Genomic DNA, 15,119 nt, shown 5'->3' with positions numbered 1-15,119 from the left:
GCGGGTCCGCCGGGCCGCCCGCCTCAGGCGCGGCGGCGGAGGACCAGGGCGAGCAGTTCCGCGTTGTGCCGGCGGCGCGTCCAGGCGATCGCGACGAGGGGCACGGCGAAGAGGAGCGGCGTCAGCGCGTACTCGCCGTCGAAGACGGTCAGCTGCGTGACGAACGCCCCGGCCATCAGGCCCGTGAGCGCGGTCGCCGAGGCGCTCGACAGGATCGGGATCACCAGCGCGATCGCTCCGGCCAGTTCCAGCGCGCCGACCGTGTACATCAGCCAGTCGCCCCAGCCGATGGCGTCGAAGGACTCGGCGGCGGACCAGTGTCCGACGAGCTTCGGCGCGGCGCTGGGGATGGCGAAGGCGAGCGCGAGAAGGATCTGCAGCACTCGCACGGTGAGGTCGAGGCGGCGTCCGGGGCGTCGGACCGCGGGGGTGTCGGGGCTCGTGGCGGCGTCCGTGGTCGCGGTGGCGGTGGCGGCGGCGGTCGGGGTGGTGGTCATGGTGCGTCTCCTCGTGTCGGCGTCGCGTCCGCTCTCGCGTGCGCTGTCACAGAGGTAGACGGTCCGGGCGCCGGGAACTCATCGCTCTCCCGGCGTCCGAATCACTTTTTCCTCAAGGGGACTTGGGGCGGGCCCGCACCCATGTGCCGTCGTCCGTCAGGGTCGCGTCGACGACGAGTCCGGCCTCGCCCAGATACCGCTCGAAGTCCTCCGCGGCGAGCGGTCGGGACAGGAATGTCTGGGTCCAGCGGGCGTCCGGGAAGAGGTACTCGGCCAGGACCGAGTTGACGCCGTCGCCGACCGGCCGGGCCGACACGATCCGTACCGTGCAGCCGGCGGCGTCGATCCGCTCGCGCGGGACTTCGCGGTGCCAGTTCTCGCCCTCGCGCTGGATCAGCACACACCCGTCGTCCTTCACATGGCGTCTGCAGGTCTCCAGGAGCGCCTGCCGCACACCGTGATCGGCCGAGTGGACGAGGTACGACGCGAGCATCACCACGTCGAACCGTCTGCCCAGGTCCAGCGCCTCGATGGGGCCGAGCACGGTCTCCACCCCCGGCACCCGCTCGCGAACGGCGTCCAGCATCTCCGCCGACTCGTCGACCGCCGTGACCGCGAACCCCCGTTCGACGAGCGGGCCCGTCACCCGCCCGGCTCCGCAGCCCAGTTCGAGCAGGGTCGCGCCGTGCGGCACGGCCGCCGCGATCACGTCCGGTTCGTTCCCGACCGCAAGCCGGCGGTACAGCTCGACGGCACATCCGTCCGGGGTGATCGCCCCGGCTCCCGTTCCCTGATGTCCTTCACGCATCGGTCCCCTCATGCCCGGAGAACGGGGCGCCGCGGACCGGCGTTCCCCCGACGGGCGCATGAGACCGGATATCGCTCGTACGAGTGAACGAACGACGTACGAGGGGCCGCCCGGCCCTCGCGTGCGGCCCGCCCGGCCTCTCCCGCCCCGGCCCGTTCACAGGAGCCTGTGGCGGGTAGACCGTCAGTAGACGTACCGCCTCTCGACGGGAGGTGCGACCGTCATGCGCACCGGAAGTGAGCCGTCGACCGCGCGCAGTCCGCTGCGGATGCGGTTCTGGCTGAGCCTGTGGGGTCTGCTCTGGGCGGGCTTCGGAACGGCGGCGTTCGCCCTGGTCGGGCGGCCCGGATGGGCCGTCGCCTGCGGGGTTCTCTTTCTGGTGGTCCTCATCGACCTGGTGATGGTCGTACGCCATATCCGGCAGGGCCCGCACTGGCAGCCGGGGCGCGACGTCCCGCCGTACGAACCGGATCACGGCGGCCCGCGGCCGCGGAGCGCTCCGCGCCGTGACCACGGCGACACGCGGCGCTGACCGGCCGGCCCGGCGCGTACCGCGGGGAGAGGGGCAGGGCCGCCGCGCTCAGTCCTCGGTGCCGAAGCGGGCGGCCTGGAGGTACTCCGGCTTCGGGTCGAGGGCGGCCGCGAGCCGGAAGTGACGGGTGGCCTGGTCGGGGCGGCCCGAGCGCTGGAAGGTGCGGGCCAGCGCGAAGTGCGCGAAGGCGTTGTCGGGCTCCCGCTCCAGGACCAGTTCGAATTCGAGCTCCGCGGGCCGCAGTTGCGCGGCGGCGAAGAAGGCACGGGCCCGCAACAGGCGCGCGGCGGTGTTCTCGGGATGGGCGGCGATCACCGAGTCGAGCAGCTTCACGGCACCGCGGGGGTCGCGCGCGGCGAGCAGCTGCTCGGCGGCGCGAAAGTCGATGACGTGGGTTTCCGGGTTCCTCTCGGCCACGGTGACATCCTTCCCCTTGCTCCGGCGGTTCAACATCGGGCACGGCGGCGGTATTCCGTATCGCATGACGATCCGACCGCCGCGCCTCGCGCGATCCTTACCCACCCGGGGCCGCCACCGATCGGTCCCGGCCCCCTGCGGCCGGCCGCACACCCTTGCCGGGCCCGACCGGGCGGACTTTCGAACCCGGGCCTAGTGTTCGTCGGCCGCGGCTCGCCGGACGAGTTCGGCCCAGACCTTCCGGACCTGCGGCTCGAGCGCCTCCAGCGGGCCGTCGTTGTCGATGACGAGATCCGCGACGGCCCGCCGCTGGGCACGGGTGGCCTGGGCGGACATCCGGGCCCGCGCCTCGGGCTCGGCCATGCCTCGCAGGCGTACGAGCCGGTCGAGCTGGGTCTCGGGGGACGCGTCCACGACCACGACGAGGTCGTACAGCGGGGCGAGCCCGTTCTCGGTGAGGAGGGGGACGTCGTGGACGACCACGTCATCCGGCCCGGCCTCCCCCTCCAGCTCGGCGGAGCGGGCCCCGACGAGCGGGTGGACGATGGCGTTGAGGGCGGCCAGCCGGTCGGAGTCGGCGAAGACGATCGACCCCAGCTTCGGCCGGTCCAGGGTCCCCTCGTCCGTGAGGATCCCGGGGCCAAACGTCTCCACGACGGCCGCGAGGCCGGGGGTCCCGGGCTCGACGACCTCGCGGGCGATCCGGTCGGCGTCGATCAGCACGGCGCCGTACGAGACGAACAGCCGCGACACTTCACTCTTGCCGGCGCCGATACCGCCGGTCAGGCCCACCTTCAGCATGAGCGGCAGCTTAGGACCCCGGGTCGGCCCCCGCCCGGCGGGGGCCGGATTCCGCTGTCGCGGAAGGACGGCGGCCCCCTACGCGTCGCCCTCGCGCTCCGCGAGGAAGCGCTCGAACTCGCGGCCGATCTCGTCGGCCGAGGGCAGGTCGACCGGCTCGGCCACCAGGCTGCCGCGGGTCTCCGCGCCCGCCATGGCGTCGTACTGGTGCTCCAGGCCCTGGACCAGGGACACCAGCTCGTCGTCGCCCTCGCCGATCTGGCGGTCGATCTCGGTCTGGGTCCGCCGGGCCTCCGTGCGCAGCGCGTGGGCCACGCCGGGCAGGACGAGCCCGGTGGCGGCCGTGACGGCCTCCAGGGCGGTCAGCGCGGCATCGGGGTAGGAGGCGCGGGCGACGTAATGCGGGACGTGGGCGGCGATGCCGAGGGTGTCGTGGCCGGATTCCGACAGCCGGTACTCGATGAGCGCCTCGGCGCTGCCGGGCACCTGGGCCTCGTCGAAGGGGCTGCGGTGGCCCGGCACGAGGTCGGTACGGCTGCCGTGCGGGGTGAGGCCGACGGGGCGGGTGTGCGGAACCCCCATCGGAATGCCGTGGAAATTGACCGCGAGCCGCACCCCGAGGCGCTCCACGATCTGGCGGACGGCGGCGGCGAACCGCTCCCACTCCACGTCCGGTTCGGGGCCGGAGAGCACCAGGAAGGGCGCGCCGGTGGCGTCCTGGACCAGGCGGACCTCGATGGACGGCGTCTCGTACGCGGTCCAGCGGTCGCGGCGGAAGGTGAGCAGCGGTCGCCGAGCGCGGTAGTCCACGAGGCGGTCGTGGTCGAAGCGGGCGACCAGCTGGTGCGGAAGCGTGTCGAGCAGACCTTCGACGATCTGCTCACCGGTCTCACCCGCGTCGATGTACCCGTCGAAGTGGTACAGCATGACCAGCCCGGCCGACTCCTGCGCCAGGGCCATGTCCACCACGGCCAAGCCCTTCTGGTCCCACTCGTACAAAGCCTGGGGATCAAGCACGATTACCGCTCCTCCTCGCGTTCTTCAGGGGAACGCCTTCCGGAGCGGCGCCATTCCCCCGCGGCGGGTGTTTCGATCTCCGATCCCCCACCCCCCACCGGACCCCTGGTCCAGACCTTGACATGCCCATGGACCATCCCTACCGTCACGATGCAGCACCGCGTTCAGCCAGCCGTTCGTCGTACACATACGAGAACCCCGTCCCGGGCGACCGTTTCCGCGACTCCACCCCACGCATCCACGGGAAGGCACCCCCATGCGCACCCGAACGCTGCTCCTCCCCCTGCTCGCCGCCCTGCTCGCCGTCCCTCTCCTCGCCCCTCCGGCCACCGCCGCCACGGTCGACGTCTCCACCGCCGCCCAGCTGAAGACGGCGCTCGGCAACGCCAGGCCCGGTGACACGATCCGGCTCGCCGACGGGACGTACACCGGGAACTTCAAGGCCACCACCCCCGGGACCTCGACCGCACGGATCACCCTCACCGGGTCCTCGCGCGCGGTGCTCACCGCCGGTGGCGGCTACGGGCTGCACCTCAACGGTGCCTCGTACTGGACGGTCACGGGGCTGACCGTGACCGGCGGCCAGAAGGGGATCATGACCGACGCGGCGAACGGCGTGATCATCGACGGGGTGACCGTGCACGGCCTCGACATGGAGGGCGTGCACTTCCGAGCGTCGAGCAGGAACGGCGTCATCAGGAACTCCCGGATCTACGACACGGGCAACGACGGGCGCGGCATGGGCGAGGGGGTCTACGTCGGCTCCGCCAACAACCTCTCCGACAAGAGCGACCACGCGCAGATCATCGGCAACACCATCGGCCCGGATGTCGGCGGAGAGGCCGTCGACATCAAGGAGGGCACCACCGGCGCCAGGATCACCGGCAACACCTTCGACGGCCGGGGTCTCACCGGCGCCCACTTCGACGACTCCTGGGTCGATGTGAAGGGCAACGACGTGCTGGTCGAGAACAACACCGGCCGCCACACCACCGACAACGGCTACGAGACCCACACGCAGCAGAGCGGCTGGGGCTGCGGGACGGTCTTCCGGGGCAACCGTTCGGATCTGACGGGGGCGACCGGCCCCAAGCAGTTGGCGATCAACGTCACCAACCAGAGCACCTCCTGCCGGACGACGGTCTACGGCTCGAACACGGTGACCGGAGGGAAGGGGCTGACGAACATCCCCGTCACCCCCTGACGGCCGGGGACCGACCGATCCGCGACGCCCCAGGACGCCCCAGGCCGTGAAACGCCACAAGGCCCGCTCCCCCGAAGGGGAACGGGCCTTGTCGGTTCAGCCTGTCAGCTGGTGGTCAGAGCGTTCAGCTCTGGCCGCCGGCCAGCTTCTCGCGCAGGGCCGCAAGGGCCTCGTCCGACGCCAGGGCGCCGGAGGTGTCGTCCGACTCCGAGGAGTAGGAGCCACCCGAGACGCCCGCCGGGGCACCGGCCGGAGCGGCGGTGCCACCCTCGGCAGCGGCGGCCTCGTCGGCCTCGCGGGACTTGATGACCTGAGCCTGGTGCTGCTCGAAGCGCTGCTGCGCCTCGGCGTACTGGGTCTCCCAGGCCTCGCGCTGGGTCTCGTAGCCCTCGAGCCAGTCGTTGGTCTCGGGGTCGAAGCCCTCGGGGTAGATGTAGTTGCCCTGGTCGTCGTAGGACGCGGCCATGCCGTACAGGGTCGGGTCGAACTCGACCGAGGCCGGGTCGGCACCGAAGGACTCGTTGGCCTGCTTCAGCGAGAGGCTGATGCGACGACGCTCGAGGTCGATGTCGATGACCTTGACGAAGATCTCGTCGTTGACCTGGACGACCTGCTCCGGGATCTCCACGTGGCGCTCGGCCAGCTCGGAGATGTGGACCAGACCCTCGATGCCCTCGTCCACGCGGACGAACGCACCGAACGGAACCAGCTTGGTGACCTTGCCGGGAACGACCTGGCCGATCTGGTGCGTCCGGGCGAACTGCTGCCACGGGTCCTCCTGCGTCGCCTTCAGCGACAGGGAGACACGCTCGCGGTCCATGTCCACGTCGAGAACCTCGACGGTGACCTCCTGGCCGACCTCGACAACCTCGGAGGGGTGGTCGATGTGCTTCCAGGACAGCTCGGAGACGTGCACCAGGCCGTCGACGCCACCCAGGTCCACGAAGGCACCGAAGTTGACGATCGAGGACACGACGCCGGAGCGGACCTGACCCTTCTGGAGGGTCGTGAGGAAGGTCTGGCGGACCTCCGACTGGGTCTGCTCGAGCCAGGCGCGGCGGGACAGGACCACGTTGTTGCGGTTCTTGTCCAGCTCGATGATCTTCGCCTCGAGCTCCTTGCCCACGTAGGGCTGGAGGTCGCGGACGCGGCGCATCTCGACCAGGGAGGCCGGGAGGAAGCCGCGGAGGCCGATGTCGAGGATGAGACCACCCTTGACGACCTCGATGACGGTACCGGTGACGATGCCGTCCTCTTCCTTGATCTTCTCGATGGTGCCCCAGGCGCGCTCGTACTGGGCACGCTTCTTCGAGAGGATCAGGCGGCCTTCCTTGTCCTCCTTCTGGAGAACAAGGGCTTCGATCTCGTCGCCGACCTTGACGACCTCGTTCGGGTCGACGTCGTGCTTGATCGAGAGCTCGCGGCTCGGGATGACACCTTCGGTCTTGTAACCGATGTCGAGCAGGACCTCGTCCCGGTCGACCTTCACGATGACGCCGTCGACGATGTCGCCGTCGTTGAAGTACTTGATCGTCTCGTCGATCGCGGCGAGGAAGGCTTCCTCGTTACCGATGTCGTTGACCGCAACCTGCGGGGTGGTGGCGGTGGTCTCGGTGCTGCTCGTCATGTGGGAAAGGGCTCCGGTTACGGACAGAAAGTCGTAGGTACTGCTACGCCGTGAGCCCGTATCGCACCAAGAAGCCGGACAGCCAATGAAGCGCCGATCCGCGAACGGTAGGCGCCTCGAAAACCGAGGGGACATACAACAGGTACGAGCGCGGCCTGCTCCGTCTGAGGCGCGCAGGCCCGCAGCGCAACCTTTAGCATACGGAAGCAGCCGGACAGGGTCAATGCGCGAAGCGCGCACCCGGGGCGGATCGCCGCATAACCGGCACAACTCAGGCCACCCACGGCCGTCCTGGCCACGGGGGCCGCAGCCGCGCTGAGCGCAAACTACATCGACGGGCGAGATGAACCAAGAGTACGGACCGCGGGACGAGGACGGCTTCGAGCCGGAGGCCACCCGGCGTGACGCCGGGGACGCGGAGAGCAGCCGGGCGAGTCGCGGCTGGTGGGACAGGAACGCCGACGAGTACCAGAACGATCACGGGGCGTTCCTCGGGGACGACCGGTTCGTCTGGGGGCCCGAGGGGCTCGACGAGGCCGAGGCGGCGCTGCTGGGGCCGGCCGGGTCGCTGAAGGGCCGGGATGTACTAGAGATCGGCGCGGGCGCGGCGCAGTGCTCGCGCTGGCTGGCGCGGCAGGGCGCCCGGGCGGTCGCGCTGGACCTCTCTCACCGCCAGCTGCAGCACGCCCTGCGGATCGGCGCGGACGTGCCGCTGGTCGAGGCGGACGCCGGCGCGCTGCCGTTCCGGGACGGCTCCTTCGACCTGGCGTGCTCGGCGTACGGCGCGGTCCCCTTCGTGTCGGATCCGGTACGGGTCTTCCGCGAGGTGCGCCGGGTGCTGCGTCCCGGCGGGCGGTGGGTGTTCTCGGTGACCCACCCGATCCGCTGGGCCTTCCCGGACGAGCCGGGGCCCGAGGGCCTGTCCGTCGCGGCCTCCTACTTCGACCGCACTCCCTATGTCGAGCAGGACGACGAGGGCCGGGCCGTCTATGTGGAGCACCACCGGACGATCGGGGACCGGGTGCGGGACGTGGTGGCGGGCGGCTTCCGCCTGGTGGACCTGGTCGAGCCGGAGTGGCCGGCGTGGAACGACCAGGAGTGGGGCGGCTGGTCCCCGCTGCGGGGCAACCTGATCCCGGGGACGGCGATCTTCGTCTGCGAGCGGGACTGACGTTCGTCGTCCCACCGGCCCGGGCTGGGCAGCGGGCGTGGCGAGCCGGCCGGGCGGGGGTGCCGGCGGCCCTGACTGGTCATATGAACAGACAGGCCCTGTGGACAGCCGAGCCCGCCGTCGGCGGCGACGTACGAGACTGAGTGCGTGATCCGAAACGACGCACTCGACCGACTCCCCGTCCGCCATGCCGTCCCCGAGCTGCTGAGCGCGCTCGACGAGCGCGGCACGGCGGTGCTGTTCGCGCCTCCCGGCACGGGCAAGACGACGCTGGTGCCGCTGGCGCTGGCCGGGCTCATAGGGGACGGGCCGCGCCGGCGGGTGCTGGTGGCCGAACCGCGCAGGATGGCGGTGCGGGCGGCGGCCCGGCGGATGGCGTGGCTCCTCGGGCAGGAGGTCGGCGAGGCCGTCGGCTTCTCCGTCCGGGGCGAACGCCGGGCCGGGCCGGCCACCCGGGTCGAGGTGGTGACGACGGGCGTCCTGCTCCAGCGGCTCCAGCGGGATCCCGAACTGTCCGGGGTGGACGTCGTGCTGCTCGACGAGTGCCATGAGCGCCACCTGGACGCCGACACGGCGATGGCCTTCCTGGTCGACGTCCGGGCGACGCTGCGGCCGGAGCTGGGTCTGATCGCGGCTTCGGCGACCAGCGACGCCGAGGCGTGGGCGGAGCTCCTCACCGTCCTCGACGGTTCCGGCCCTGCCCCGATCGTGTGGGCGAAGGGAGAGGGGCACGGCCATGCCGTCCGGTTCGCCGCGCCGCCGGCCGGCGTCCGGCCCTCCCATGGCACCTGGGTGGATGCCGCTCTCCTGCGCCATGTGGCGGCGACGGTCCGGCAGGCGTGCGCGCACCACGAAGGCGACGTTCTCTGCTTCCTTCCCGGCACGGGAGAGATCGCCCGGACGGCGGGGATGCTGGCGGACCTCGACGCCGAGGTGCTCCAGCTGCACGGGCGGGCCCCGGCGGCGGTGCAGGACGCGGTGCTCCGCGGGACCGAGCTCGGTGGGCGGCGCCGGGTGATCCTCGCGACCTCGGTGGCGGAGTCCAGCCTGACCGTGCCGGGGGTACGGATCGTCGTCGACTCCGGCCTGGCGCGGGAGCCGCGGACGGACCACGCCCGGGGACTCGGGTCGCTCACCACGGTGCCGGTCTCGATCGCGGGAGCGACGCAGCGCGCGGGCCGCGCCGGCCGGGAGGCCTTCGGAGTCGTGTACCGGTGCTGGGCGGAGGCGGACGACGGGCGCCGGTCCCGTTTCCCCTCCCCCGAGATCGAGATAGCGGATTTGGCCTCGTTCGCCTTGCGCACGGCCTGCTGGGGCGATCCGCCGGCGGCCGGGCTCGCCCTCCTGGACGCTCCGCCCGCCGGGGCGATGGCGGCCGCCCGTTCCGTGCTGACGGCGATCGGCGCGGTGGACGAGGAGGGGCACGCGACGGATCGGGGTGTACGGATGTCCCGGCTCGGGGTGCACCCCCGGCTGGCACGGGCCCTCCTGGACGGTGCCCCCGTGGTCGGTCGCAGGCGGGCGGCCGAGGTGGTGGCGCTGCTGAGCGAGGAGCCTCCCCGGGAGTACGGCGACGATCTGGCGGCGGCCTGGCGGACGGCCCGTCGGGGCGGCGACGGCTACGGGGCGCGTTGGAAGGCGGAGGCGCGGCGCCTGGAGCGGTCGGCCGACGCGGCGGGGGGCCCGGGCGGGGCGGGGGGCCCGGGCGCGGCGGACGGTCCGGGCAGGGCGGACGGTCCGGCCGGGTCGGACGGGCCGGGCGGGGCGGGTGGTCCGGGTGTGGAGGGGCAGGGGGCCCCCGGCGGGGTCGGGGACGATGCGGCGGCCGGGTGGGTGACGGCGCTGGCGTTCCCCGAGCGGGTGGCCCGGGCGCGGCAGGGCAGCGGGTTCCTGATGGTGTCGGGGACGGGCGCGGAGCTCGCGGCGGGGTCGGGGCTGCGGACGGCCCCCTGGCTGGCCGTCGCCGTCGCGGACCGGACGGCGCAGAACGCCACGGCGCGGGTGCGGCTGGCGGCGGTGGTCGACGAGGACGTGGCGCGGGCGGCCGCCGGGCACCTGCTCACCTCCGGTGAGGAGGTCCGGTGGGAGGAGGGGGACGTGGTCGCGCGGTCGGTGTCCCGGCTGGGGGCCGTCGAGCTGACGGCGCGCCCGCTCAGGGACCGGGCCGCCCCCGGGGCGGTGCGGGCGGCGCTCCTCGACGGTCTGCGGCGGGAGGGGCTGGGGCTGCTGCGGTGGAACCGGGAGTCGGAGGAGCTGCGCGGGCGGCTCGGTTTCCTCCACCGGGTGCGGGGCGAGCCGTGGCCGGACGTCGCGGACGGGGCGCTTCTGGACCGGGCGGAGGAGTGGCTGGAGCCCGAGCTGTCCCGGGCGCGCCGGCGGGCCGATCTCGGGCGGATCGACGCCGGTCAGGGGCTGACGCGGCTGCTGCCGTGGGCGACGGGCGAGGCGGCCCGGCTGGACGAGCTGGCGCCCGAGCGGATCGAGGTGCCGAGCGGTTCGCGGATACGCGTCGACTACGCCGGTGAGCAGCCGGTGCTGGCGGTGAAGGTGCAGGAGATGTTCGGGCTCGCCGAGACGCCCCGGGTGGCGGGGGTTCCGGTCCTGGTCCATCTCCTCTCCCCCGCGGGACGTCCGGCGGCGGTCACCGCCGATCTGGCCTCGTTCTGGAAGGAGGGGTACCGCGCGGTGCGGGCGGAGCTGCGCGGCCGTTATCCGAAGCATCCGTGGCCGGAGGACCCGGGGGCGGCGGCGCCGACCCGGCACACCAGCGCCCGGCTCAGACGGGAGCGGTGACGGCCGGCGGCGCGGGGGCGGGTCCGACGTGCGGGCGGCGGGAGCGGGCCTCGAGCCAGAGGGCGAGGGCGAAGAGGGCGAGGCCCAGGACGACGAAGGTCCACGGGAGGTAGGAGACGAGCAGCAGGACCATGAGGCGGTTGGACTCGACCAGCTCGACGATGGCGGTGATGTAGTCCTCGCGCATCTTCACATGGCCCTCGAAGACCGTGACGGTGTCCTGTCCCATCAGCGCCCGGGCGTTGCGGAGCTCCTCCTTGTGGATCTCCTCGCCGTTGACGGGGGCTCCGGTGACCGGGTCGACCCAGAACATGCGCTGGGTGGTGTACCAGCGGGTGAGGCCTGAGTCGGCGAGGATCTCGGGGGTGATGCCCTTGACCGGCATGGTCTTGGGCATGGGGACCTTGGTCCAGGGGATGGTCTGCTCGAAGTAGTAGACCTCCAGGCCGCGGAAGGTCCGGGTGCCCCGGTAGTGGATGGGGGCCGAGGTGCGGGTCTGGGCGTCGAAGTACTGGTAGTCCCGCTTCTCGGTGAGGAAGGGCCATTTGAACTCGATGCCCTCGCGCCGGACGGGGTCGCCGTCGACCATCTCGCCGGTGGCGTGCACGGGGTCCTGGGTGTGCGCGTCGAAGATGTACCGCTCGGGGATCCGGGACACCATGGCGCCGTCCGGTCCGGTGATGTAGGAGAGCGAGTCCCAGACGACCACGTCCCGGCCGGCGTCGCGCTCGATCTTCTTCGACTCCTCCACGTTGCCCTTGAGGGTCTGGATGATCGTGATCTTCTCGATCTTCTCGGCCTTGAGCGTGGAGTAGTTGAGGAGGGTGGCCGGCTTCGCCTCCAGGACGGTCTCCTGGTACTGGTTCGGCGGGATCTTGGCCAGCCGGGGGAAGGCGTACCACCGCAGGGTGGGGGCCATCGCGACGAGGAAGACGGCGAAGGAGAGCAGGACGAGGCTCGCTCGGCGGCGCATGGAAGGGCTCCTCTCCTACTTCTTGGGGCCGGGGTCGGCGGTGAGGAGGGGGCGGGGGGAGGTGGGGCCGTCGGGCGGCACCTCGACCACCGCGAGGAGCAGGATGAGGAGGAGGACGGGGACCAGCCCGAGGGCTGCGGCGACGAGGGCGCGCATGGTCGGCCTCCCGGTGCTCGAACTGATGCGGCGTCAGGGCTGGGGCACCGTAGCAACGCGGCCGCGAGATGAGAACACGTTGCACTCAGAACACGGGAACACCCCGCCCACGCCACCGGACACGCCGCCGGACACGGCACCGCCCCTGCGCCCGGGGTGGGCGGAGGGGCGGCGTCGGGACGTGCGTGCGGACGGGGTCCGTGCGGTCAGGAGGTGGAGCTGGGCTTCGGCTGCGGCGTGCCGTCGGGTGAGGTCGACGGGGACGGGGTGGGCTCCGGGGCCGGGGCGGTCACCTTGAGCTCGACGAGGACGGTGCCGCCGCCGGGCGCGGTCAGGCGGAGCAGGAAGGTGCCCGCCTCACCGTCCGCGTAGAGGTCGGGGAGGGTCAGCAGACCGTTCTCGTCCGTCTTCAGGCCGGTGAGCGTCCGCACGGGGGCGCCGTTCGCGTCCTTGAAGTGGGGGCCCTTGCCGGCCGGCTCGGTGCCGGTCGCCGAGGCGACCATGGTGGCGGTGAGGGCGACCGAGGCCGCGGGGGCGCCGTCGAGGGTGGCCTTGACGAGCACCCGGTCGGCGAACCGCTCGCCGGTGGTCGCGGTCAGTTCCTTGGCGTCGCTGCGGACCAGGGTGTCGGCCTGGCGGGCGGTGACGGTGGCGTCGAACGCGACGGCCGCGAGGGTCCGGCCCACGACCGTGGCCCGCACGGTGAACGTGCCCAGCTGCTCGCCCGCCCGCAGGAGCGGGGTGACCGCCGTGCCGGTGGAGTTCGTCCTGAGCGTGACGCTCTTGACCACACCGCCGAAGTTGGCGCCGGTGGTGCCGGTGATCTCGAAGCGGACGTCGAGCCCGGCGACCGGCTTGCCCGCCGAGTCGAGCGCGACGACGGTGGGCCGGCCGGTGAAGACGCCGCCGGCGGTCGCCGTCAGCGTGCCGGTGCCGGCGTCCTTGATGCGCACCACCCGGACCGTCGCCGGCGGAGTGGGGGGCGGGGTGGTCGGCTTGGTGCCCGGCGTCGGGGTCGGCTTCGGGGTGACCGGCGGCTTCGACGGGGACGGGGAGGGCGAGGGCGTCGCGGGCTTCGTCGGCGTCACCCGCGCCGGCGTCGTGCCGCCGGAGGTGCTGTCGCTGCGGTCGTTCGGCAGCACGCCCGTGCCGTCGGGGACCTGGTGGGTGCCGCGCTTGTAGTACTCGAACCAGGAGAGCACCGTGTGGAGGTACTCGGTCGACCGGTTGTAGCTGAGGATCGCGCGGTCCAGGTCGGCCTTGACCGCGAGGTCGCGGTTGTTGGCGCAGAGGTAGAGACCGGCCGCCTGGGCGGCGTCGTAGATGTTGTTGGGGTCCTTGCGGCCGTCGCCGTTGGCGTCCTGGCCCCAGGTGGCCCACGTGGAGGGGATGAACTGCATCGGGCCGACCGCGCGGTCGTGGCTCGTGTCGCCGTCGTACGCGCCGTTGTCGGTGTCCGAGATGTTGGCGAAACCGGCGCCGTTGAGCTGGGGGCCGAGGATCGGCGAGAGCGTGGTGCCGTTGGCGTCCACCCGGCCGCCTCGGGCCTGACCGGACTCGACCTTGCCGATTCCGGCGAGCAGCTGCCACGGCAGGTGGCACGCGGCGTCGCTGGAGCGTATGGACTCCTCCGCGCGCTTGTACGCGGCCAGCACGGTCGCGGGTATGCCGGCCTCGGCCGGGCCGGTGACGATCGGCAGGTCGACGGAAGTGCCGGGCTTGTTCGGGGTGTTGAGCGGCGGGAGGTCGGTGTAGTACGGCGACTGGCCGGTGGCCGAGTCGTCGGGGGGCGTGGTCGCGCCTCCGGTGCCGATCGACTCGCCGCTCGCGTTGTCGGTGGGGGGCGGTGCCATGCCGGGTGCCTGCGAAGCGGCCAGCGCCGCGACCGCAGCGGCCACCACGGCCCCGCTGGTGGCTCCCCTGCGCAGCCGACGGCCGAGTTGCGCTGCCATGCGTATGGTCCCTCCCCCTTGAGTACTCGCGCTCCCCGCGCGTGGACTCAGGAGACCCTATGACAACTCCGGGTCTCCGGGCACCGGGGCCTGACCGTGTTTCACGCTTTCGTCACCACTTGGCCGCCCCCGCGTCCGACGAAATCACTCCCGCATACTGTGCGGACCGTCGAAGGGGGAGATCGATGCCGTTCACCTTGAGTCATGCCGCCGCCGTCCTGCCCGGGATCCGAAGAGACGGGACGGGGCGTGGCCGGCTGGTGGCGTCGGCGCTCGTGGCGGGGTCGTTCGCGCCCGACATGACCTATTTCGCGGCCACGGCGTTCCCAGAGGCGATGGAGTTCGGGGACGTCACCCACGGGCCGCTGGGGATCCTGACCGCCGATGCACTGATCGCCGCCCTGCTGGTAGCGGTCTGGCTGATGGTGCGCGAGCCGCTCATGGCCCTGCTGCCGGCCGGCCGCCGGGCGGGGGTGTACGCCTTCGTGCGGGGCCGGCCGTGGCGGGGCCGCCGACCGGTGCCGCTGGCCGCGTGGTTCTACGTGTCCGCGGCCCTGGGGGCGTCGACCCACGTGGTGTGGGACTCCTTCACCCACATCGACCGCTGGGGCACCCGCGCGATCCCGTTCCTCGGGGAGGTCGTGGCCGGCTTCCCGGTCTACACGTACACGCAGTACGGCAGTTCCGCCCTGGCGCTGGTGCTGCTGGTGTGGTTCACGGTGCGCGCGGTGCGCACGCCACGCGAGGAGTTCACGACGCCGACGCCGATCCCGGGGGTCCCGGTGCTCGACCGGCGCGGCCGGTGGCTGGCGGCCGCCCTTATCGGCGGATGCGTCCTCGCCGGGATCGTGCACCGCTGCCTGCGCTGGTACGCCTACTGGGGCCGCGTCGAGACGCCGCTGGACATCATTCCGACCGCCTGCTTCGGCGGCGGCGCGGGGCTCGCCCTCGGCCTGGTGGTATACGCGGCGGTGATGAGGCTGCGGGCGGCATCCGGGCCGGCCCGGCCGGCGGCGCGGGAGCCCGAGCCGGTGCGCTCCCCCGAGGGGACCGCCGATCGCGGGGCCTGACCAGGCGGACACCTGACCGGCAGGAAGCTGGGGCGGGCTGAAATCACCCGGGCGGAATTCGGGCCGGACTGAATTGGCCGGGCGGGAATCTGCGAGGCGGG

At 72.5% G+C, this 15,119-nt stretch carries 14 protein-coding genes; 5 read left to right on the top strand and 9 right to left on the bottom strand.

What is annotated here, in order from left to right; genetic code table 11:
• Positions 1-23 precede the first annotated feature (23 nt).
• Together ACZ6RC_RS04985 and ACZ6RC_RS04980 are read right to left on the bottom strand one after the other, a co-directional pair.
• A complete protein-coding gene (locus ACZ6RC_RS04985; protein ID WP_469579319.1) occupies positions 24-497 on the bottom strand; it encodes a DoxX family protein in 474 nt (157 codons plus the stop codon).
• 112 nt (positions 498-609) lie between these two features.
• The gene (locus ACZ6RC_RS04980) at positions 610-1,305 is read right to left on the bottom strand and encodes a class I SAM-dependent methyltransferase (RefSeq protein WP_469579317.1); all 696 of its coding nucleotides are present in this window, start codon (positions 1,303-1,305) and stop codon (positions 610-612) included.
• Positions 1,306-1,528: 223 nt separating this feature from the next.
• On the opposite strand from ACZ6RC_RS04980, the gene ACZ6RC_RS04975 reads away from it, so the two are divergent.
• Complete coding sequence (locus tag ACZ6RC_RS04975; protein WP_391140630.1) at positions 1,529-1,837, top strand: DUF6343 family protein; 309 nt, start codon at positions 1,529-1,531, stop codon at positions 1,835-1,837.
• Between the two features lie 48 nt (positions 1,838-1,885).
• Here the strand turns inward: ACZ6RC_RS04975 and ACZ6RC_RS04970 are convergent, their stop codons facing one another.
• From ACZ6RC_RS04970 to ACZ6RC_RS04960, 3 genes are all read right to left on the bottom strand, one after another.
• A complete protein-coding gene (locus ACZ6RC_RS04970) occupies positions 1,886-2,254 on the bottom strand; it encodes a tetratricopeptide repeat protein (protein ID WP_376445837.1) in 369 nt (122 codons plus the stop codon).
• Positions 2,255-2,446: 192 nt separating this feature from the next.
• Positions 2,447-3,055, bottom strand: a complete 609-nt coding sequence (coaE, locus tag ACZ6RC_RS04965) for a dephospho-CoA kinase (protein ID WP_453615191.1) — start codon at positions 3,053-3,055, stop codon at positions 2,447-2,449.
• A 78-nt stretch (positions 3,056-3,133) separates the two neighbouring features.
• Positions 3,134-4,072, bottom strand: a complete 939-nt coding sequence (locus ACZ6RC_RS04960) for a PAC2 family protein (RefSeq protein WP_391140632.1) — start codon at positions 4,070-4,072, stop codon at positions 3,134-3,136.
• A 256-nt stretch (positions 4,073-4,328) separates the two neighbouring features.
• On the opposite strand from ACZ6RC_RS04960, the gene ACZ6RC_RS04955 reads away from it, so the two are divergent.
• A complete protein-coding gene (locus tag ACZ6RC_RS04955) occupies positions 4,329-5,276 on the top strand; it encodes a right-handed parallel beta-helix repeat-containing protein (RefSeq protein ID WP_469579313.1) in 948 nt (315 codons plus the stop codon).
• Between the two features lie 124 nt (positions 5,277-5,400).
• Here the strand turns inward: ACZ6RC_RS04955 and rpsA are convergent, their stop codons facing one another.
• Positions 5,401-6,903, bottom strand: coding sequence for a 30S ribosomal protein S1 (rpsA, locus tag ACZ6RC_RS04950; protein WP_391140634.1), 1,503 nt, complete (start codon positions 6,901-6,903; stop codon positions 5,401-5,403).
• A gap of 343 nt (positions 6,904-7,246) precedes the next feature.
• Here rpsA and ACZ6RC_RS04945 point away from each other — a divergent pair, with 343 nt between their 5' ends.
• A complete protein-coding gene (locus tag ACZ6RC_RS04945) occupies positions 7,247-8,074 on the top strand; it encodes a class I SAM-dependent methyltransferase (RefSeq protein WP_391140635.1) in 828 nt (275 codons plus the stop codon).
• Positions 8,075-8,221: 147 nt separating this feature from the next.
• A complete protein-coding gene (locus ACZ6RC_RS04940) occupies positions 8,222-10,867 on the top strand; it encodes an ATP-dependent RNA helicase (RefSeq protein ID WP_469579310.1) in 2,646 nt (881 codons plus the stop codon).
• Here ACZ6RC_RS04940 and pgfA read toward each other — a convergent pair.
• From pgfA to ACZ6RC_RS04925, 3 genes are all read right to left on the bottom strand, one after another.
• Positions 10,851-11,840 (bottom strand): cell envelope lipid trafficking protein PgfA, encoded by a 990-nt coding sequence (pgfA, locus tag ACZ6RC_RS04935; protein WP_469579307.1) that lies wholly within the window; start codon positions 11,838-11,840, stop codon positions 10,851-10,853. The genes ACZ6RC_RS04940 and pgfA overlap by 17 nt on opposite strands.
• Positions 11,841-11,855: 15 nt before the next feature.
• Entirely contained in the window at positions 11,856-11,996 is a 141-nt protein-coding gene (locus ACZ6RC_RS04930) for an SPW_0924 family protein (RefSeq protein WP_391140638.1), read from the bottom strand.
• Positions 11,997-12,202: 206 nt separating this feature from the next.
• Positions 12,203-13,948 carry a lytic transglycosylase domain-containing protein gene (locus tag ACZ6RC_RS04925; protein WP_469579305.1) on the bottom strand — a complete coding sequence of 582 codons (1,746 nt, stop codon included), beginning with the start codon at positions 13,946-13,948 and terminating at the stop codon, positions 12,203-12,205.
• Between the two features lie 185 nt (positions 13,949-14,133).
• Here ACZ6RC_RS04925 and ACZ6RC_RS04920 point away from each other — a divergent pair, with 185 nt between their 5' ends.
• Positions 14,134-15,018 (top strand): DUF4184 family protein, encoded by an 885-nt coding sequence (locus tag ACZ6RC_RS04920; RefSeq protein ID WP_469579303.1) that lies wholly within the window; start codon positions 14,134-14,136, stop codon positions 15,016-15,018.
• Positions 15,019-15,119 lie beyond the last annotated feature (101 nt).

The sequence above is a fragment of the Streptomyces sp. NPDC048353 genome, assembly GCF_055587165.1.
The sequence above is the reverse complement of the archived record's forward strand: the minus strand, read 5'-3'. Positions and strand labels throughout refer to the sequence as shown.

Coding starts and splice junctions, on each gene's coding strand:
- ACZ6RC_RS04985 (WP_469579319.1), bottom strand. CDS start 497: ATGACCACCACCCCGACCGCCGCCGCCACCGCCACCGCGACCACGGAC.
- ACZ6RC_RS04980 (WP_469579317.1), bottom strand. CDS start 1,305: ATGCGTGAAGGACATCAGGGAACGGGAGCCGGGGCGATCACCCCGGAC.
- ACZ6RC_RS04975 (WP_391140630.1), top strand. CDS start 1,529: ATGCGCACCGGAAGTGAGCCGTCGACCGCGCGCAGTCCGCTGCGGATG.
- coaE (WP_453615191.1), bottom strand. CDS start 3,055: ATGCTGAAGGTGGGCCTGACCGGCGGTATCGGCGCCGGCAAGAGTGAA.
- ACZ6RC_RS04955 (WP_469579313.1), top strand. CDS start 4,329: ATGCGCACCCGAACGCTGCTCCTCCCCCTGCTCGCCGCCCTGCTCGCC.
- rpsA (WP_391140634.1), bottom strand. CDS start 6,903: ATGACGAGCAGCACCGAGACCACCGCCACCACCCCGCAGGTTGCGGTC.
- ACZ6RC_RS04945 (WP_391140635.1), top strand. CDS start 7,247: ATGAACCAAGAGTACGGACCGCGGGACGAGGACGGCTTCGAGCCGGAG.
- pgfA (WP_469579307.1), bottom strand. CDS start 11,840: ATGCGCCGCCGAGCGAGCCTCGTCCTGCTCTCCTTCGCCGTCTTCCTC.
- ACZ6RC_RS04930 (WP_391140638.1), bottom strand. CDS start 11,996: ATGCGCGCCCTCGTCGCCGCAGCCCTCGGGCTGGTCCCCGTCCTCCTC.
- ACZ6RC_RS04925 (WP_469579305.1), bottom strand. CDS start 13,948: ATGGCAGCGCAACTCGGCCGTCGGCTGCGCAGGGGAGCCACCAGCGGG.
- ACZ6RC_RS04920 (WP_469579303.1), top strand. CDS start 14,134: ATGCCGTTCACCTTGAGTCATGCCGCCGCCGTCCTGCCCGGGATCCGA.